Annotated in this window: 16 protein-coding genes; 8 read left to right on the top strand and 8 right to left on the bottom strand. The window is 61.8% G+C overall.

Annotated features, from left to right (window positions below; all coding sequences use genetic code 11):
• Positions 1-261 precede the first annotated feature (261 nt).
• The 3 genes from VFL62_RS19215 to VFL62_RS19205 all read left to right on the top strand — a co-directional run bounded on the left by VFL62_RS19215 (position 262) and on the right by VFL62_RS19205 (position 3,232).
• Positions 262-1,185 carry a division plane positioning ATPase MipZ gene (locus VFL62_RS19215; RefSeq protein WP_325173965.1) on the top strand — a complete coding sequence of 308 codons (924 nt, stop codon included), beginning with the start codon at positions 262-264 and terminating at the stop codon, positions 1,183-1,185.
• Between the two features lie 354 nt (positions 1,186-1,539).
• On the top strand, positions 1,540-2,397 hold the full coding sequence (locus tag VFL62_RS19210) for an alpha/beta fold hydrolase (RefSeq protein WP_325173964.1): 858 nt from the start codon (positions 1,540-1,542) through the stop codon (positions 2,395-2,397).
• 82 nt (positions 2,398-2,479) lie between these two features.
• Positions 2,480-3,232 (top strand): VWA domain-containing protein, encoded by a 753-nt coding sequence (locus VFL62_RS19205; RefSeq protein ID WP_325173963.1) that lies wholly within the window; start codon positions 2,480-2,482, stop codon positions 3,230-3,232.
• Positions 3,233-3,238: 6 nt separating this feature from the next.
• On the opposite strand, the gene VFL62_RS19200 is transcribed toward VFL62_RS19205, so the two are convergent.
• Positions 3,239-3,637, bottom strand: a complete 399-nt coding sequence (locus VFL62_RS19200; RefSeq protein ID WP_325173962.1) for a DUF302 domain-containing protein — start codon at positions 3,635-3,637, stop codon at positions 3,239-3,241.
• A 121-nt stretch (positions 3,638-3,758) separates the two neighbouring features.
• Between VFL62_RS19200 and VFL62_RS19195 the strand changes: the two genes are divergently transcribed.
• Positions 3,759-4,490, top strand: coding sequence for a DnaJ domain-containing protein (locus VFL62_RS19195; protein ID WP_325173961.1), 732 nt, complete (start codon positions 3,759-3,761; stop codon positions 4,488-4,490).
• A gap of 192 nt (positions 4,491-4,682) precedes the next feature.
• Here the strand turns inward: VFL62_RS19195 and VFL62_RS19190 are convergent, their stop codons facing one another.
• Complete coding sequence (locus VFL62_RS19190) at positions 4,683-6,563, bottom strand: serine hydrolase (RefSeq protein ID WP_325173960.1); 1,881 nt, start codon at positions 6,561-6,563, stop codon at positions 4,683-4,685.
• A gap of 1,011 nt (positions 6,564-7,574) precedes the next feature.
• On the opposite strand from VFL62_RS19190, the gene clpS reads away from it, so the two are divergent.
• The 4 genes from clpS (at position 7,575) to VFL62_RS19170 (ending at position 13,139) form a co-directional block, all read left to right on the top strand.
• Positions 7,575-7,907: an ATP-dependent Clp protease adapter ClpS gene (clpS, locus tag VFL62_RS19185; RefSeq protein ID WP_325173984.1), complete on the top strand. Its 333-nt coding sequence runs from the start codon at positions 7,575-7,577 to the stop codon at positions 7,905-7,907.
• A gap of 255 nt (positions 7,908-8,162) precedes the next feature.
• The gene (gene clpA, locus VFL62_RS19180; RefSeq protein ID WP_325173959.1) at positions 8,163-10,571 is read left to right on the top strand and encodes an ATP-dependent Clp protease ATP-binding subunit ClpA; all 2,409 of its coding nucleotides are present in this window, start codon (positions 8,163-8,165) and stop codon (positions 10,569-10,571) included.
• Positions 10,572-10,661: 90 nt separating this feature from the next.
• Complete coding sequence (locus VFL62_RS19175; protein WP_325173958.1) at positions 10,662-11,570, top strand: dioxygenase; 909 nt, start codon at positions 10,662-10,664, stop codon at positions 11,568-11,570.
• A gap of 432 nt (positions 11,571-12,002) precedes the next feature.
• Complete coding sequence (locus tag VFL62_RS19170) at positions 12,003-13,139, top strand: hypothetical protein (RefSeq protein ID WP_325173957.1); 1,137 nt, start codon at positions 12,003-12,005, stop codon at positions 13,137-13,139.
• 63 nt (positions 13,140-13,202) lie between these two features.
• On the opposite strand, the gene VFL62_RS19165 is transcribed toward VFL62_RS19170, so the two are convergent.
• From VFL62_RS19165 to VFL62_RS19140, 6 genes are all read right to left on the bottom strand, one after another.
• Positions 13,203-14,486: a TRAP transporter large permease gene (locus VFL62_RS19165; RefSeq protein WP_325173956.1), complete on the bottom strand. Its 1,284-nt coding sequence runs from the start codon at positions 14,484-14,486 to the stop codon at positions 13,203-13,205.
• Between the two features lie 12 nt (positions 14,487-14,498).
• Complete coding sequence (locus VFL62_RS19160) at positions 14,499-14,996, bottom strand: TRAP transporter small permease (RefSeq protein ID WP_325173955.1); 498 nt, start codon at positions 14,994-14,996, stop codon at positions 14,499-14,501.
• A 27-nt stretch (positions 14,997-15,023) separates the two neighbouring features.
• Entirely contained in the window at positions 15,024-16,052 is a 1,029-nt protein-coding gene (locus VFL62_RS19155) for a TRAP transporter substrate-binding protein (protein ID WP_325173954.1), read from the bottom strand.
• Positions 16,053-16,227: 175 nt separating this feature from the next.
• Positions 16,228-17,442: an alpha/beta fold hydrolase gene (locus VFL62_RS19150; protein ID WP_325173953.1), complete on the bottom strand. Its 1,215-nt coding sequence runs from the start codon at positions 17,440-17,442 to the stop codon at positions 16,228-16,230.
• Positions 17,443-17,694: 252 nt separating this feature from the next.
• Entirely contained in the window at positions 17,695-18,054 is a 360-nt protein-coding gene (locus VFL62_RS19145) for a PilZ domain-containing protein (protein WP_325173952.1), read from the bottom strand.
• Between the two features lie 164 nt (positions 18,055-18,218).
• Positions 18,219-19,022, bottom strand: an 804-nt coding sequence (locus VFL62_RS19140) for a glycine reductase (RefSeq protein ID WP_325173951.1), incomplete at its 5' end; no start/stop codon positions are given.

Below are 19,022 nucleotides of genomic sequence, written 5' to 3'. Positions count from 1 at the left end.
AGCAGGAGGGCAGGCGAGGTGGGACGCGGTCCCGGCAATGGGACACCGTTCGACTCTATCAAGCTCCGCGGTGCATCGCCAAGCACGGGATCAGCCTGCCTGCGTTTGCGGCGGCCGGCGCGCGTTGCGCGAGTCGTGCATCCCCTCAGGCGCACGATTCATCATAACGGCAGGCTCGGTCGCGATTTGTGATGACGTTTGCGCATTTTACTTGACCGCGCTCGCGCGGAATTTGAAGATGACGAAAGGGGGGTCGAAGGCATGTTGCTGCAGACAAGTCAGGGTCAATCGGGCTCGGCTCATGTTGTTGTGCTGGGCAACGAAAAAGGCGGTTCCGGCAAGTCCACCACGGCCCTGCATATCGCCGTCGCGCTCCTGAAGGCAGGACAGCGAGTCGCCACGATCGACCTTGATTGCCGGCAGCAAAGCTTCACCCGTTACATCAACAACCGCCGCGCATGGGCGAGCCGGACCGGCATTAATCTCGAGATCCCGGTGCATCGCTGCATCAAGCTTGGCCAGACCATGCAGATCGCCGAAAACGAGATGACCGAATTCGAGCAGTTCGAAGAATCAGTCAGAGAGGTCGAGCACAGCTTCGACTTCATCGTGATCGACACGCCGGGTTCCGACAGCTATCTGATGCGGCTTGCGCATTCGATGGCCGACACGCTGGTGACCCCCATCAACGACAGCTTCCTCGATTTCGACGTGCTTGGAACCGTCGATCCCGAAACCTATTCGGTCACCGGCGAAAGCCATTATGCCGAGATGGTGCGCGATACCCGCCGCAAGCGCCGGCAGATCGATGGCGTTTCGACCGACTGGATCGTCGTCCGCAACCGCCTGTCGATGCTCGGTTCGCGCAACAAGCAACTCGTGGCCGACGGGCTCAAGGAATTGTCGTTGCGGCTTGGCTTCCGGTCGGTGGATGGATTTGCGGAGCGGGTCGTCTACCGCGAGTTCTTCCCGCGTGGACTGACCGCGCTGGACGACCTCGACGAGGAAACGCTCGGGACCCGGCCGAATCTCGGCCACGTCACCGCGCGCGAGGAGGTCACAAGCCTGCTGCGTCAACTCAAACTGCCCTTGGACGAGCGAGGGCGACGCCGCGCCGCGAACCGCGCCGAGTGGTTCGGTCAGGTCGACAAGCCGCTGGAACTGCACGACATCATCGGTGCCTGACGGGAGCATCGCCGGGGCCCACGGAAAGCGGTTCGCCGCGACCGCGGCCAGGGGCTTGGCACGCCACTCAAATGCCCGGCTCGCGGACAGGGCCATTTCCTAAGGCCGTGTTTTACCGGGCTTTTACCCCAAATCTGAACCCTTAATTGATGCTCGAGGCCGCATTGCAGGCCCGTTCGGCCGTCTTTCGTCGGCGTCTTCCTACCGGCGAAATGCCGCGTCGCACAATGATCGGGCGGTGAAGTGCCAATTTTTGGTCTTTCTGTCACGGCAGCGTGAATTATATTATGAGCGTGTGACGCAAGGTCTGGACGTTAAATTCAGGCAGTTCAAGCGGTCCCGCAGAGGACGAAGATGAAACGTGGAATTGGCGTTCTGCTTTCCCTGTCGGCTTTGGCTGCGGTTGGCTATTTCACCGTCAGCAAATGGGCGATCCGCCATGAGACGCTGATGTTTCATGACGAGTCGCGCGGTGGCCGCCCGGTTGAAATCGACGTCGCTGTCCGCCGCGACCGCGAGTTGCAGGCTGACGCCGGCATGATCAAGCTGCCGGTGGCGATCCTCAATCACGGCAATACCGTAAAGTTCACCGAGTACTCGTTCCTGGCCAATCTCTTTGCGGCGCGTGGCTACATGGTTGCGAGCATTCAGCACGACCTCGCAACGGATGCCCCCCTCGTGACCAAGGTCGGCGAACTCTACGTCGGCCGTCTGCCGCAATATCATCGTGGCGTCGCCAACATCCGCTTTGCGATCGAAGAGCTCAAAAAGGTTCAGCCCAACGCGGACTATGATCACTTGACGATGATCGGCCACTCCAACGGTGGCGACATCTCGATGTACTTCGCCAAGCTCTATCCTGACCAGATCAAGAAGGTGGTCACGCTTGATAACCTGCGCGTGCCGTTTATGACCGACGGCCGGTTCAAGATCATTTCGTTCCGTTCGAAGGATCCCGTCTTCAAACCCGATCCCGGCGTCGTGCCCAACGACGAAATCTGTGAGAAGGCTGGAATTACGGTGGTGCAGACCTCGTTCCAGCATAACGACATGCGCGACACCGGCTCAGACGAGGCCAAGGCTGCTATCCAGGAAACGCTGGATAAGATGCTCGACGCGGACAGCGATCTCCGCCCGGCCGAGACCGCGCTCCCTCCGGTCATGACGGATGCAGGTCCGGTCGCGCCCTATGCGCCGGTCGCGCACAACTGATTTGTATCTGCTTCGCTCAAGGCGCTCGATGCCGCATTGACCGGCCGGCGACGCAACCCACATTGGGTTGCGGGAGCAAGTCATGACCGGCGAGCCCAGCAAGCCCAAATCGGACCGCGGAGTGATGCGGGACGGCGAGCGCAATTCGATGCCGGAGCGCGAGCCGTCGGCTTCGGAGGATATCGCGGCCTTCGTCGCCAAAGCGAAAGCGATGTCGCCGTTTGCGCCCGGTAGCCGCGGACGGCTTGTCTTCGCCCTTGACGCAACCATGAGCCGGCAACCGACATGGGACATGGCGTGCGCGCTGCAAGCCGACATGTTTCGGGAAGCAGCCTCGCTCGGCAGTCTCGACATCCGCCTGGTCTATTACCGAGGTTTCAACGAATGTCGCGCTTCGAGCTGGATTTCCGACAGTGCTGTGCTGGCGAAGCTGATGAGCAAGATCGATTGCCGCGGCGGCAACACCCAGATCGGAAAGGTGCTGTCGGAGGTGCGGCGCGAAGCGGTCGCGTCCGGCGTGCGGGCGATGGTGTTTGTCGGCGATGCCATGGAGGAAAACGTCGACGATCTCTGCGCCAAGGCCGGCGAACTTGGCCTGCTCAAGGTCCCCGTCTTCATGTTTCAGGAGGGCGGCGACGCCACCGTCGAACGGGCGTTCCGTGAAATCGCTCGCCTGACGGGTGGCGCGTGGTCGCGATTCGATCCCGGTGCCGCGGCGCAGTTGCGCAAGCTCTTGCGGGCAGCGGCGGCTTACGCGGCTGGCGGACGCGAAGCACTGCTGCGGCTGTCGCGCAGCGACGCTGGTGCAGCCAGCTTGCTCGGCCAGATGAAATGATGCGGCTCAAGCCGCAATTGCCACGTTGGCGAGATCCTGAAGCAGCGCCGACAATTTGCCGACCACCGCCTCGGGGTCACCGAGACCGTGACGCGCCGCAAGCCAGGCCGGATCGTTCCACGACAACCAAGTTTCGCCAGAGGCGTCCTGCCAGACCAGTGCTTTGAGCGGCAGATCGAGGGCGATGGTCTGCACGGCTTGCATCAGGGGCGTGCCGCCTTTGGCATTGCCGAAGATGAGGACCTCCGTCGGCCGCAGTTCAAGACCCGCCGCCGCGGCACCCTCGGCATGATCGATCCGGGCAAACACGGTGAGACCCTTGGATTTGACCGCTGCTTCCAGCCGGCTCATGGTTTCGCGCGGCGGATAAGGGCTCTTGATGGTCGTCAAACCCGGCACTGTCATATGGCGCTCCTCTCGGGTCGCAGCCTCAAAACAAGGATACCCTAGCGCGTTTTTTTGACGGCACCGGTCGCAGAGGGCGGCCCGGCGTGTTTTTTTCGTCCGCCTTAATTATATTGCGGGCATGCCCACGCTGGTTGCAGGCGCCGTCGCCGTTATTGTTCTCTATTTGCTGCTGCAGATGTTTCGCGCGGCCAACCCGGCCGTGCTTGCGCGTGCCATCAAGATCGTCGGCGGTGTGCTGGCGCTTGCGGTCGCGGCATTCACCGGCATCAAGGGCGAACTTGCGGTGGCCGTACCGCTCGGGATCTTCGGCGCGGGCCTGCTGGGATGGGCGCCGTTTGGCAGCGCCGGCTTTGGGCCGATCGGCGGAATTTTTGGCGGTGGTGGCGGAGCGCGCTCGAGCGGCCAGACTTCGCGGGTGCGCTCGCGGTTCTTCGAGATGACGCTGGATCACGATAGCGGCGCGCTGACCGGAACCGTCATTGCCGGACCTTATGCCGGGCGTCCGCTAGACGATCTCCGCCTTCCGGCGCTGCTTGGGATGTTCGGCGAACTGGATGCCGAAAGCGCGCCGTTACTTGAAAGCTATCTGGACTGCCGGTTTCCCGCTTGGCGTCAGCACGCGCAAGGAGACGCGGCAGGCCGGCAGCGCAGCTCGGCGTCGGGCAGCAAAATGACGGACGAGGAGGCCTATCAGATCCTTGGCCTGAAGCCGGGAGCGGGGCGCGACGACATCGGCCGCGCCCACCGCGCCCTGATGAAGAAACTGCATCCCGACCAAGGGGGGTCGACGTACCTCGCCGCCCGGGTAAACGAGGCCAAGGAGGTTTTGCTTCGCACGCATCACAACTAACTCCGGTACGCCATCAAACGCAGAAGGCCGCGAGTTGCTCCTGTGGTTCGACGCCGCTCCCGCCCGCCGTTGTTCGGCGTGGCTCACTTCCCTTAAGGCTTAACTGCAAAATCTTGACGAGAAGTTGCAAAACAAAACGGGCGGCCACCCATCAGGAAGCCGCCCGTTTCTCAAGATTTGGTGTCTTTCGTGCTAGTTGCGGACCGTCATGCAGGAAATGTCGTTGCGCTTGAGGGTCTTGCAGACTGCTTCAGCCTGATCGCGATCGAGGCCGGCAAAACGGGCCCGGAACAGCTTGCGCTCGCCTTTGGCCATTACCGGCTCGGTGAAGGGTTCGGCCTTGTTCAGCAGGCCATGTGCCTGGCTGCGGGCGGCCTCAATGCGCTGGCGCGCTTCGCTCTCGCTTTCGAGCGCACCGACCTGAACGATCCAACCGGTATGGGTCGTGACAGTCTCCGGTTTGTTATCGGCGGCGGGCGCCGGGCTTTGCGGCTGCGGTGCGCGGGGCGCGGGATCGGCATAGGCCAGCGCTTGCGACGGCGATGAGCCTGTAACGCTGGAAGCGGGCAGAACGCCCAAAATGCCATTGCCGGTGCCGTGCCCGGCTGGTTGCGGCGGGAGTTCAGCCCGCGGCGTTTCAGATTTCGCAATGCTGGTGTCCGGCTTGGCAGTTTCAGCCTTCGCGTAATTGGCTTTGGCGATCGCTGTGTTCGAAGCCTCCGGCGCATCGGCGCGCGGGGCGGCGGAAATCGTGCTGGTGACGGATGGCGCGGCCTGGACGGGACCGGCGGAGGCCAGTTTAACTTGCCCGGCCTTGATCTGGACGGTTTTGACCTTGACCGGCTTCATCGGCTCGGACGAGCCGGGGATCGCCGCGGCGGCCTGGGCCTGAAGCACGCCGCTGGTCAGCGGGGCGGGCTCGGTCTTGGCCTGCTCGGTGTTTTTCGCCTGATCGACCCTGGTATCCGACCTGGCTGATGCATCGGCCCTGGCTTGGGCCATCAGGGAGGCGGCAGCCGCCGGCCGTGGCGTTGCGGGCGTCACCGGGACGGGAGCAGCCTGAACGGCCGGGGCGGGCGGCGCGGAGGCCGCATCATCGGCGCTTGCGACGTCGACATTGCTGTCCGAAGCGGAGCCGCGTTCCGTGATCGCAGCCACCGTGCGCTTGGTGGAAGCCTTTTCGAGATTTTCCGCCAAAAGGTTGCGCATGATGGCGTCGCGGGAGCTGCCGCTGCGGCCGCCCATGACGACGCCTACCAGATGGCGATTGCCCCGGCGCATCGATGTCACGAGATTGAAGCCGGATGAACGCGTGTAGCCGGTTTTGATGCCGTCGACGCCCTCGACGCTGCCGAGCAGGTGATTGTGGTTGGCGATCGCGTGCCCGCGGAAGGTAAAGGAGGCGGTCGAGAAATAGCGGTAGTAGCGCGGGAAGCGATCCTGAATCGCGCGGCCGAGCGTGGCCTGATCGCGTGCTGTCGTCACCTGTTCGTCATCGGGCAGACCCGAGGCGTTGCGATAGGTGGTCTTGCTCATGCCGAGCATATGCGCCTTGCGGGTCATCAGCTTGGCAAAATCATCTTCGTCGCCAGCAAGCGCTTCGGCGATCACGACGGCGGCGTCATTGGCCGAACGTGTCACCAGTCCCTTGATCGCGTCTTCGACGCGGATGGTTTGACCGGGCAGCAATCCAAGCTTGGTCGGATCCTGTTCCGAGGCGTGCCTGGAAACGGGCATTTCGGTGTCGAGCTTGATCTTGCCGGCGTCGAGGCGCTCGAACAGCAGATAAAGCGTCATGATCTTGGTGAGCGAGGCCGGATGGCGGCTGGCGTCCGGATTGCTTGACGTCAGCGTGGCGCCGGAATTGGCATCGACGATGATCTGGGAGAACGCCGGGCTGTAGCTGTCGCGGTCTTCGGAGTGAGACCGGGAATGGCGTACGTAATGATGATAGTGCCGGTAGTGGCGCGCTTCAGCGATATCGGTGGTGAAAGTGATGGCGGCTGCGGCGGCGATGAACCCGAAAGAGCAAACCCGCAAACGGCGCGAGGCAACCAAGTTGGTTCGAAGCATGAACTTTCCCGTCCCATTTTCTGTCTTGATCACCGGTTCGTGAGGCCAAATTATGCCCGACGGGCTGGTGATGTTTCCCTGTTCAGAAACCGGCTAGGGGCTCATTCCGCAGTGCCGGCCGACAGTCCGCCATTCCAGCTAAGACGCTGTTCACAAACAGATTTCGGAGCCTGCCCCAAGCCGGGCAGACTTGAGGAATCAGGTTAGGAGACCGCGGTTTCCAAATGATTAAGAAAGGCTTGCCGAAAAGCACGGAATTCGAGGTTCTCAGTGTAACCGCCATCGCGCCTTGTGCAATGCACAATTTCCGTGGGGTGGCCGGGACCCCAGCCCTCGGCTCGCCGCACGGGTTCGGTCGCCGGGGGCCGTAGGGGGCGCCGGTCAGTTCGGCGCCGCTCAGCCGCCAATATGAAGCCTGGCATGAAATTGCGGGCAGGTGGACGTGATCGGAGTGATCGAATGCATGCCGATGCAAGCCGAATAACGTCGAAGATGGAATGCGAGTGACTTTTGTCAAAGCGTTGCGAATTGACTAAGCTATACGGGAACACGGTGCGGGGAATCGGGCTTCCTGCAAGCCGCGATCGTGGCGATCGCATCTTTTCCAAGCTTGCGGCGGCGCGAGGCCGGACACATATTCTGCGTCGCGCGGCCGGTCGCAAAATGGCCCAGCACGGGGCGTACGGTCAGGAGGTATCTTTCGGAGTTGACCGATGGTTCGTGTCGTTCGAGAGCCTCGGCCAGTGGGGTGAATTTGAAGTTCCTATCAATGTCGCGGCAGCTTCGTCATAGGAATTTCAAATTCCAAACCGCTCTGGAATACTGAGTTTGCTGGTGCTCCTTTGATTTCGAAGTTCGCTTAAAAGGGGCGGCAAATGCGAGCGAACTTCAAAATCGGAGCACTAGTCGTTTTTCGGCTTCCCCAAGAGAACTTCAAACGCGCCTGTCATGTTTCGCCTGATTTCCAGCCCTGATCCGCAAGTCTCGTCGAGCGCTGCATTCTCCCCGCGACTGTCGAGCGATGAAAATCGTACCGGTGGAACCGGCGGGCCAGCCACATCCGTCATCACCAAGGTCAAGCCGAAAGCCAAGCGGCCGAATCTTTACCGGGTCCTGATCTTGAACGACGACTACACGCCGATGGAGTTCGTGGTTCTCGTGTTGGAAAAATTTTTTCAGAAGGATGTCGAGGCCGCGACCAAGATCATGCTGCACGTTCACCATCACGGCATCGGCGAATGTGGAATTTTCACCTACGAAATCGCCGAGACGAAAGTAACGCAGGTGATGGATTTCGCGCGCAAGCATCAGCATCCTCTGCAATGCGTGATGGAGAAGAAGTGACGTCTTGTCCCGGTCAAATGACGGGTTTGACGTATTTCACCGTCTCGTCGCCGGTAGTCGGAACGGGTTTTGCATCCAGCAGGACGATTAACCGCAAAAGTACGGACAAACCTGTCCCCTCACTTTAGCGTGCTGGGAGAACTGCATAGGCTGGCCTTTTGCTAAGCCTGGACGCAACTATATTATACGGCAAAGGTTGTTGTTGCCTCACCGGTCAACGACGATCATGATGGCAGGGGGCCACAGAGGACGCGAATGCCGACTTTTTCCCAAAGCCTAGAACAATCCCTGCATCGTGCGCTGGCGATTGCAAACGAGCGTCATCATCAATATGCGACGCTCGAACATCTGTTGCTGTCGCTGATCGATGACGGCGATGCCGCGGCCGTGATGCGGGCATGCAGCGTCGATCTCGACAAGCTGCGCACCAGCCTGGTCAACTATCTCGAAACCGAATTCGAAAACCTGGTGACCGACGGTGCCGACGACGCGAAGCCGACCGCCGGATTCCAGCGCGTGATCCAGCGCGCGGTCATTCATGTGCAGTCGTCGGGCCGCGAAGAGGTCACCGGCGCCAACGTACTGATCGCGATTTTCGCCGAGCGCGAAAGCCACGCCGCCTATTTCCTGCAAGAGCAGGACATGACGCGTTACGATGCGGTCAACTATATCAGCCACGGCATCGCCAAGCGGCCCGGTGTATCCGAGGCGCGCCCGGTCCGCGGTGTCGATGAAGAAACCGAAACCAAGGGCAACGAGGACGCCAAGAAGAAGGGCGAGGCCCTCGAGACCTATTGTGTCAATCTCAACAAGAAGGCGCGTGACGGCAAGATCGATCCGGTGATCGGCCGTAACGCCGAAATCAACCGCGCCATCCAGGTGCTTTGTCGCCGGCAGAAGAACAATCCGCTGTTCGTGGGCGAAGCCGGCGTCGGCAAGACCGCGATCGCCGAGGGCCTCGCCAAGCGCATCGTCGACAGCGAGGTTCCGGAGGTACTGTCTGCCGCCACGGTGTTCTCGCTCGACATGGGCACGCTGCTCGCCGGCACCCGCTACCGCGGCGACTTCGAGGAGCGCCTCAAGCAGGTGCTCAAGGAACTCGAGGCACATCCGAACGCGATCCTGTTCATCGATGAAATCCACACGGTGATCGGGGCCGGCGCCACGTCCGGCGGCGCGATGGATGCATCGAACCTGCTGAAGCCGGCGTTGGCTTCGGGCACGATCCGTTGCATGGGGTCGACGACATACAAGGAATATCGTCAGCACTTCGAGAAGGACCGCGCGCTGGTTCGCCGCTTCCAGAAGATCGACGTCAACGAACCGACGGTGGATGACGCGATCGCGATCCTCAAGGGCCTGAAGCCTTACTTCGAGGATTATCACCGGCTGAAATATACCAACGAAGCCATCGAAGCCGCGGTGCAGCTGTCGTCCCGCTACATCCACGACCGCAAGCTGCCGGACAAGGCGATCGACGTGATCGACGAATCCGGCGCGGCGCAGATGCTGGTGGCCGAGAGCAAGCGCAAGAAGACGATCGGCATCAAGGAAATCGAGTCAACCATCGCCACGATGGCGCGGATTCCGCCCAAGAGCGTCTCCAAGGACGACGCCGAGGTCCTCAAGCACCTCGAGCAGACCTTGAAGCGGGTGGTCTTCGGCCAGGACAAGGCGATTGAATCGCTGTCGGCCTCGATCAAGCTGGCCCGCGCCGGCTTGCGCGAGCCGGAGAAGCCGATCGGCTGCTACCTGTTCTCGGGTCCGACCGGCGTCGGCAAGACCGAGGTCGCCAAGCAGTTGGCGGCGACGCTCGGCGTCGAGCTGTTGCGCTTCGACATGTCCGAATACATGGAGCGCCACACCGTGTCGCGCCTGATCGGCGCGCCTCCCGGCTATGTCGGTTTCGATCAGGGCGGGTTGCTGACCGACGGCGTCGACCAGCATCCGCATTGCGTGGTGCTGCTCGACGAAATCGAGAAGGCGCATCCCGACCTCTACAACGTGCTGCTGCAGATCATGGATCACGGCCGGCTTACCGACCATAACGGCAAGCAGGTCAACTTCCGCAACGTAATCCTGATCATGACCACGAATGCAGGCGCGGCCGATCTGGCACGTCAGGCTTTTGGCTTCACCCGCAGCAAACGTGAAGGCGACGACCACGAGGCGATCAACCGGCAGTTCGCCCCGGAATTCCGTAATCGTCTCGATGCCATCGTCTCGTTCGCGCATCTCAATGCGGACGTGATCGGCATGGTGGTCGAGAAGTTCGTGCTTCAGCTCGAGGCGCAACTTGCCGACCGCGACGTCACGATCGAGCTGTCGGATCCGGCGAAGGCCTGGCTGATTCAGCACGGCTACGACGAGCAGATGGGGGCGCGGCCAATGGCGCGCGTCATCCAGGAGCACATCAAGAAGCCGCTCGCCGACGAAGTTCTGTTCGGCAAGCTCAAGGGCGGCGGCCACGTCCGCGTCGTCCTTGTCAAGGACGAGGCGACCGCTCAGGACAAGATCGGCTTCGATTTTGTCGAGGGGCCGGTGACGCCGAAGCCCGAGAAGCTGCCGGGCGCGCGCAAGCGCAGCGTGCCGCGCAAGCCGAAGCCGAATGGCGGCGGCGGGTCGAAAGGCCCGGCCTCCCGGGGCCCGCTGGTGAAGGCTTAGAGAGCGGGTAGCAAGTAGATCAAGAAAAGGCCGGCGTATTGCGCCGGCCTTTTTGTTAGAAGCGGTCGCACGAAGGTGCGGAGGGAGCCCATGATCATCGAAAATCAGGCCATGGTGACGGAGGCGGTGATCGAGGCTTTCTCGCGGATCGAAAATCCGCGCTTGCGCGAGATCCTGCTGGCCTTGGTGCGGCACCTCCACGGCTTTGTCCGCGAGGTCCGCCTGACCGAGCGCGAATTCGGCGAGGCCGTGCGGATCATCGCCGAGCTCGGCCACAAGACGACCGCATCCCACAACGAAGTCATGCTGATGGCGGGCTCGCTCGGCGTGTCGCCACTCATCTGCCTGCTGAACAACGGCAATCAAGGTCAGACCGAGACCCAGGCCAACATGCTGGGGCCATTCTGGCGCGACGACCAGCCGATCTGCGCGAGCGGAGACTCGCTGGTGCGCTCGCCGACGCCGGGCGCGGAATTGCTGGTGTCGGTGTCGCTCGAGGATGCCGCTGGCCGGCCCGTTGCCGGTGCGGAGATCGACGTATGGCATTCCTCGCCGGAAGGTCTTTACGAAAACCAGGACCCGAAGCAGGCCGAGATGAATTTGCGCGGCCGCTTCGTCTCCGGAGAGGACGGACGGTTTCAATTTCGCAGCGTCAAGCCGGCGGGCTATCCGATTCCGGTCGATGGTCCCGTCGGGGATCTGGTCCGTGCCACGCGCCGCCACAACTTCCGTCCGGCGCATCTGCACTTCATGGTATTCAAGCCCGGATTCAAGACGCTGATCTCGCAGGTGTATTCACCCGACGATCCCCATATCGATTCGGACGTGCAGTTCGGCGTCACGCGCGCGCTGATCGGCAATTACGTTCGCCACGACGAGCCGTCGAGCGAACTTGGCTTTGCGGCGCCCTGGTATTCGCTCGATCAGCGTTTTGTGCTGGAAGCAGGCGAGGCGCGGCGGCCGGCAGCGCCGATCCGCGGCAAGATCTCGGCAACATAGGGCCGCGCATGTTTAGCGCAAATGACGTTGCGCCAGCGTGTCCGTCGATTTTTTTCGGTGGCGCCGCAACGGGGTCGTTTCCTCGGAATTGCGTTGCGATTCAAGCACAAGGCGGCGCGAGCAATCGTGTGGCAATATGTCGGTCAATTGCTGGACATCTAAACTTCACGCGAGAGACATGCGGCGCGGCTAGCGTTCCATCGTCGGGTGCGGAAAGCAGATTCAGCGTCTGCAATTATTTTCGCGCTTCGATTTTTCATGAAATGAAGGATGGAGGCCGCCTTGATTCGTCACGGAGCTGTAACTCTTTTTGCCGTTTTGCTCAGCGGCGCTTATGCAAATGCTGCGGACCAGACGCAGGTTGGCGCCGGAATTGCACGTGCGCAGCAGATCGGATCTGCATCGCAGCTCGTTGGATCGGCTGTCGATGTCTTGCTACGGAACGCGGAACGCATTGACGATTCGCAGCTTCGTAATGCCACGCTCGATTCATTCCTTAATCCCAATACCTGCATTCGTCATCGCATTCACGTGACCGATGCCGTCAAGTCCCAGATCATCTCCACGCTGATTGCGCAGAACCTCGTCAACCCCGCGGATGCGGCCAGCATCACCGGCGGCGTCAAGGCCGGTGTGTTCCCTCCCGTCATCAATGACGGCTCGGCATGTCCCACATTGCCGATGACCTTCAGGGCCACGCCCGGCAGCAACTTCGGCGGCCACCATTCCTATCCCGGCGGTCTTGCGGTCCACGAATCCTTCAACGACCAGAGCTCGATCAATTTCGCCGATACCTATCGCGGCGAATATGGTGTCGTTGGTCGGCAGGGTCTTCCGATCGCGACCGGCATCATCCGTGATCGCGATGATGCGGACGTCAACATCAATCAGGATGTCGTTCTCGCCGCGCCGATCTGGCACGACTGGGCGAAGATGATGGTGTTCCAGTGGAATGCCGACGGCACCGAGTTCACCGAACTGAATTTCGGCGGCACCGGAACCAACGACAATTTCGGAGCGGCCGGCGATTCCCGCACCGGCGGCCACCACATTATCAGCATTGCCGAGACCATGGCGCGCGGCCTGTCGCCGTTGCTCGTGATCACGCAAGCTTCGGCTCACTCGGCGCCGACGCTCGGCAATGAGTTCAAGGTCGTGAATTGGCTGCGGGCCGCCGCCATCCTCGCGCAGATCGACCCCGTCGCCAAAGGCTATCTGGTGATGGACAACGGACAGCTCCGTCTGCCGCCGCTGGCCCAACTTGGCTCCGGCACCGATCTCGACAAGGCAGGGCAGGGCAACGTGCTGGTCGAATATCAGATCCACAATCTCTCGGATGCCGATTTCGTCAATTCCATCCCGGCCGTCACCACCGTCCAGGTGCTGCTGGCTCAAGTCGCGCCGCAATTTGGCTACGACGCCAGCGACGTGTCCCGCTACAACAACTTCTTCCGCAACGTGGTGCTGTCGAACCTCAGCCCGGAACGGCTGATGATGATCTACGACAAGCGGGGCATTGAGGAGTTTGTGGAAGAAATCCGAAAGCTGAAGCACCTGCACCTGATCTGATCGGCAGGCGCAATTGTCTTCGGGCGCGGCCTTGCCGACGCCCGAAGACTTCTGCGACCGGGTCTAGCGGATCAGCCCGGCGGCCTTCGGCAGCGTCAGGCTGATCTCGGGAATACAGATGATCAGCAGCAGGCCCACAAACAGCGCGAGCATATAGGGCAGGTAAGTGCGGAAGTGCTCGCCGACGTTCAGTCTTGCAAAACGCAGCGCCATCAACAGTCCGACGCCCATGGGCGGCAGAAAAAGTCCGATGCCCACCGCAGCGGTCTGAACGATGTTGAAATGGATCGGATCGATGCCCATCGATTCCGAGATCGGAAACACCACGGGAATGAGCACGACCGCGGCGGGCAGGCCTTCCAGCACCATGCCGAACAGGCAGCTCACGATCGCGGTAACCGAGAGAAACAGCCAGGGGTGCCCTTTCAGCGGCGAAAGTAGTTCGCCGAGAAGCTGCGGTACGCCGCTGACGCCCATCAGATATTGATAGACGGATGCGACTGCGAGCAGGAACACCACAGCGGCGGTGAGGATCGCGCTGTCGTAGGCGATCCGGCCCATCTCGCGCCAGGAGACGTTGCGGTAGTAGAGCTTTGCCGCCAGGAAAGCGTAACCAGCGACCACGGCGCCGGCCTCGGTCGCGGTGATGATGCCGAGGATGAAACCGGCAAGAATCACGAACGGCACCACCATCGGCACTGCGGCGTGCAGTGCGGCCTCGCCAAGCCGCTTGACGCTCGGCCGGTTATCGACCGGCCAATTCTTCTGCCGCGCACGGATATACACCACCGACATCAGGCAGAACATGATGACCATGGCGGGGACGAAGCCGGCGACGAACAGCGCGACCGCCGAGGTGTTGGTGACCTGCGCGATCACGATCATGAAGATGGCCGGCGGCACCAGCATGCCCATCGCAGTGCCGGCCGCGATCAGGGAGGCGGAGTCGCGCCGGTCGTAGCCGGCCTTGGTCAGCGGCGGCATCAAGGCCGAGCCGAGGGCCGATACTTCCGCCATTTTCGATCCGCAGATGTCGGAAAAGAAATAGGCAACCACGATGACCGACATGCCGAGCCCGCCTCTGACCCAGCCGATCAAGGCGCGCGCCAGTTCGACCAGCGCGTGGCTCATGCCGCAGCGTTCCATCAAATTGCCCGCAAAGACGAAGGCCGGGATGGCGAGCAGCACCCAGCTTTGCGACCCCGACACCAGCGCGGAGGAGAGTTGCTGCATCGGATAGCCGCCGATCCAAAGGCCCGCGATGCCGGCGACGGCGAGCGCGAACACGATCGGCATCGATAGCAGGATCAGGACGAGGAAGACGACGGCGACCGTGGCGAGTAGCATCAGCGGCGCGCCTTAATGTGGAGAGTCAGGCTGCAGGGAGGGCGATAGCATCTCGGCGAGGCCATAGACCGCGATCAGAGCGCCGCCGAGGACGGCCGAAGCGTAGAGCCAGGCGAGGCTGATCTCCAGACCGGGCGTCGTCAGGGCGCGGTTGAGCAGGCAAAGCTTCCAGCCGTACCAGGCGACCAGAAGCCCGACGCAGACGATCAGCGCGTGATTAAACCGATGAATCCAGAGCTGCGCCGTTTCCGGCAGGTGGTGTACAAACACCGACAGCGCGAAATGCGAGCGCGACTGAAGGCCGATCGCAGCCCCGATCAGCGTCAGCCACGCCAGCGATAGTTCGCCGACTTCCTCAACCCACGTGAACGGCACCGGATCGATATCGAGCCAGTCGGTGATGGCGCCGACGAAGTAGCGGAGGATAACCCCGACCAGGAGATTGATGATCGCAAGTACGATCAGCGCCGTGACCGCTACCTTCGGGGCGGTTTTGAGAATCCGCAGCATGCGCGTCAAATCCGGTGCCGCGCGGCTTTACGCCTTGAAACCTTCGATCTCGTCCCACAGCGCGCCGTATTGCGACTTGTAGGCCGGCCAGATCTTCTGTTGCGCGACTTTACGGAATTCGTCGACCTTGGCTTCGACCACGGTCATGCCGAGCGGCTCCAGCAAAGCTTTAGCCTCCGCGAAATTATCGACCGACTCGGTTTGCTGGCGGATCTTTTCCTGCGCGGCGCGCGACAGCTCGAGAATCAGCTTCTGCTGGTCGCCGGTCAGCCCGTTCCAGATCTCGAGATTCATCACGGCGTTGGTCGGACCGTAATTGTGATAGGTCAGCGAGGCGTATTTCGACACCTCGTAGATCTTCAGCGCCTTCATGTTGACGATCGGAAGATCGCCGCCGTCGATTACGCCTTGTTTCGCGGCGGTGACGACCTCGCCATAGGCCATTGGCACCGCGTTGCCGCCGAGCCCGTTAATGGTGTCTCCAAAGATCTTGGACTGCTGCACCCGGATCTTCATTCCGCGGAGATCGCGTGGCTCGACGATCGGCTTTTTCGAAGTCCAGAAATGGCGGAAGCCGTAGTCGAAATAGCAGAGCACCTTGAGCTTATAGTTGTCCTCGATCTGCTTGCTCAGCTTGTCTCCGACCTTGCCGTTGAACATCGCGTAGGCGGTGGCGTAATCCTTCACCAAATAAGGCACGAGGAACGCGCCCATTTCCGGGAAGATCGTGGCGGCAGCGCCGGCCGGGCTGCCCATCGCGATGCTGCCGGATTTAACGGCGTTCATGATTTCAAGCTCTTGCGGAATCAGCGTTTTGCCAAAGAACTGCATTTCGAGCGCGCCGTTCGAGCGGGCAGTCAGTTCCTTGGCCATCCAATCGAAGGCGACGGCCGCCGATTCCGGCACCGCATTGATGTGCGAAAAGACCAGCTTTTTCGGCTGCGCCTGCGCGAATACAGGCGCGCGGCCGCTGGCGAGAATGCCTGCCAGACCTCCGCCGGCACGAAGCAGGGCACGGCGATTGACGATGAGGCGGCGCTCGGTCGTGGCGGGCATCAGGTTTCCTCCGGCTGTTCTTTTCGTTCGTTTATGTCGTTGTCACCCGGCAAGTTGACCCGTCGGGCGGCCGTAAGCTGACAGAAGTGTGGGCGCGTTAAAAGAGAGATATTCGTCGCAACCTTCGCACTCGCGAGATTGCCAGTGCCAGTTGCTTAGGCACGCCGGGCAGAGCCTAAGGCGCGCCGGCTGTCTTGGCGCCGGCGATGGCGTTGAGGTGGCGCACTTCCCACGGCAGGATGATCTTCCGGAAGATCACAGGGTCCGGCCACGCGTCAGCGGTGCGTCCCATATGCCCGCCGGCTGGGTTGATCCAGGCTTCGCGGGGATCGATGCCGCTATTGATCAAGAGCTCGAGGTCCTCGATCGGAACCTGCGTATCGCGCGTGCCGCCGACGACCAGGATGGGCGCCGTCGGCCTGCCGAGCAGCCCCTGCGCTTGCAGCGACATCTTCGGCAGGAAGGCGATCAGCTCATCGGCCGATTTCATGCCATAGACGAACAGGCTCGCCGGCACGTAATCGAACAGGTATTCGCGCGTATACATCCGCGCGCGAAAAAAGTCGGGCTGGAAGGTACGATGGATCGGCGGCGACTGGGTCACCGCGCCGACCAGCCGTTTGGCCTCGGTGTGCGCGAGCTTGGCCGCCCAGTAGGCGCCAAAGCTCTGGCCGTGCACCAGGATGCGGTTCTTGTCGATCTCGGGCCGCGTCGCGAGATAGTCAAGCACGCGCGAATAGATCTGGTCGGCGGTCTCGTCGGCCTTGCGCGGCGATTGGCCGGTGCCCGGGCTGTCGACGGCGAAAAAGCCGATGCCTTCGGGGATCGCGGCCGCATAGGTCTCGGAGACGGTCTCCTTGCGGCTGTCGAGGCCGGAGATCGCGAGTACCAGCGGCACCGGCCGCGGTGCATGGGGCGGCAATCTCAGGTAGCCGACGATCTCCTTGTCGCCATAGGGAATGTGCACGACTTCGAGCGGCGGATCGAAATAGCGGGCGTGCTGCAAATAGGCGTCGACCGCCTTTTGATACGCGGCGAGCTTGCCGGGCGAGGTTGGGGCGGGCCATTGACCGAAATAATACAGGCGCCAGGCGCGGACAAAGTTGACATCGGCCTCCTTTGGATCGGACGCCGCCTTCGCTTTGGCACTGTAGGTATCGGCCACCGCGCTCCAGGCAGCGGCCCATTCATCGGGATCGCGGCTCTTGATCCGTCCAAGCGCTTCGCTGGCATCGCCAGGCTGGATGCCGAGCGCAGGATAGGCACCGGTCTGCGCGCGGGCGAGCGTCTCGGTCTTGATTTCGTCGATGGTACGGTCGGTGGTTTGGGCGTGCGCGGGTTGGCAGGCCAGGCCTATGACGGCGGCGACAATCAATGAGAGATCGCGCATTGTTTTCTTGTCCTCCCCTCGTGGTCCGATTCTAACATTCGCATTCCCTCGCAACGGGCACTTTCGCGAATGTGAGAATCGGAGGACCACTAGCAAATATAGATTCTGGTGGAGCTTGGGATTTGGCATTCGCTCGACAACCCCGCGGCTAGACGGGCAGCGAATGCACTCCACCAGCTTTTTCCGCGATTATGGGCGGGCAGGGAAGGCGACACAAGAGATCGAGAGATGGCCCGCGGGGAGGTTTGAAAGCTAGCTTTCGCCGATCAGCTCTTTGATGCGGCGCTGCAACTGACGCTTCTTCTTTTCGCTTCGGCGCAGCCGTTCGGCAAGGTCGGAGCCGGGCAGCTCGTAAGAGTGATCCGGGCTGAACGCGACGCCAACGAAATTGTCGCGCCACCAGATGATCTTGGCCATGAACGAGCGGCCCTTGCGCGCAATCGTCAGTCGAAGTGAGTCCTTCGGCAGCCCAACCGCGCTCTTGAATTCGAGATGGGCTCCGTTTTCCGAAATGTTGCGGACCACGCAATCCCGCGACGTGCCGCTCTCGGCGATCTCGGCGGTCCCGCCGTAAATCACCTTGTCGCGTGGGCTGTGGCGTCGCTCCGGCATCGAAAAGCTCCCGATTAAGGCCCAACCTTTTACGCGAGCCGGTGGCGCATAAAAGGGCAGCGCGGCCAAAATGCCGCGTTAACGTAAACCGATTTGGGAGGACGGGCAGCGAACGTCAAATCCGCCAGGCCGCAAGCGACGGGAATACGGACGATTTTACAAGTTTAAGCGGCCGTGTCGCGCAAGGTGCGCGCGACCTCCTTTTGCGCGTCGAACTCGCGCCGGCGTCGCGCCAGCTCATCGGCGCTCAGCGCCTCGACGTTGTTGTAGTCGCGCTTCCAGGCGGGATCGGCGCTCCACCGCAGCGGCGACTGCACGGTGGTTTGTGCCGAGGGCGCGGTTTCCAGCACACGCAGCGCCAGTTCGAGCGTGAAGGCCTGCGAGGCCACGTCATGCGGCTTGCCGGCAGAGTTGCCGAGCGGAAAGTCAGAGAACAGGAATCGGGGGACGGCGGCGTGCTCGACGATATCCTTGGCGCAGCCCATCACGACCGTGGGGATGCCGTTGGCCTCCAGATGGCGGGCGATAAGGCTCACGGTCTGGTGGCACACCGGGCAGTTCGGCACCAGCACCGCAGCATCGACGCCATCGGCCTGGCAGCGGGCCAGAACTTCCGGCGCGTCGGTTTCGATGGTCACGCGATGGCTGCGGTTGGTCGGGGCGCCAAAGAACCGCGGCGCAACTTCGCCGATGCGCTTTTCCGCGGCGAGCCGCAGAAGTTGTGGCAATGGGAACCAGGTGCCGCTGTCCTCGGCCGAGGTGTGCGCGCGGTCATAGGCTATGTGCGAAATCCGCAAATCATGCTTCTTGGACGTATCGCCATCGTAGACGGAATAGAATTTGGCGCCTCCGTTATATGTCGCGCCAGGTCCCTGGTCGCCCTTGGCGGGGTCGAATGGCGCTGCGGTCGTGATGATGGTGACGCGGGATTGCGCAAGCGGCTTGCGCAAGGGCTGGAACGGTGCATC

Source organism: Bradyrhizobium sp., assembly GCF_035701725.1.
In the GTDB taxonomy this organism is placed as follows: domain Bacteria; phylum Pseudomonadota; class Alphaproteobacteria; order Rhizobiales; family Xanthobacteraceae; genus Bradyrhizobium.
The sequence above is the reverse complement of the archived record's forward strand: the minus strand, read 5'-3'. Positions and strand labels throughout refer to the sequence as shown.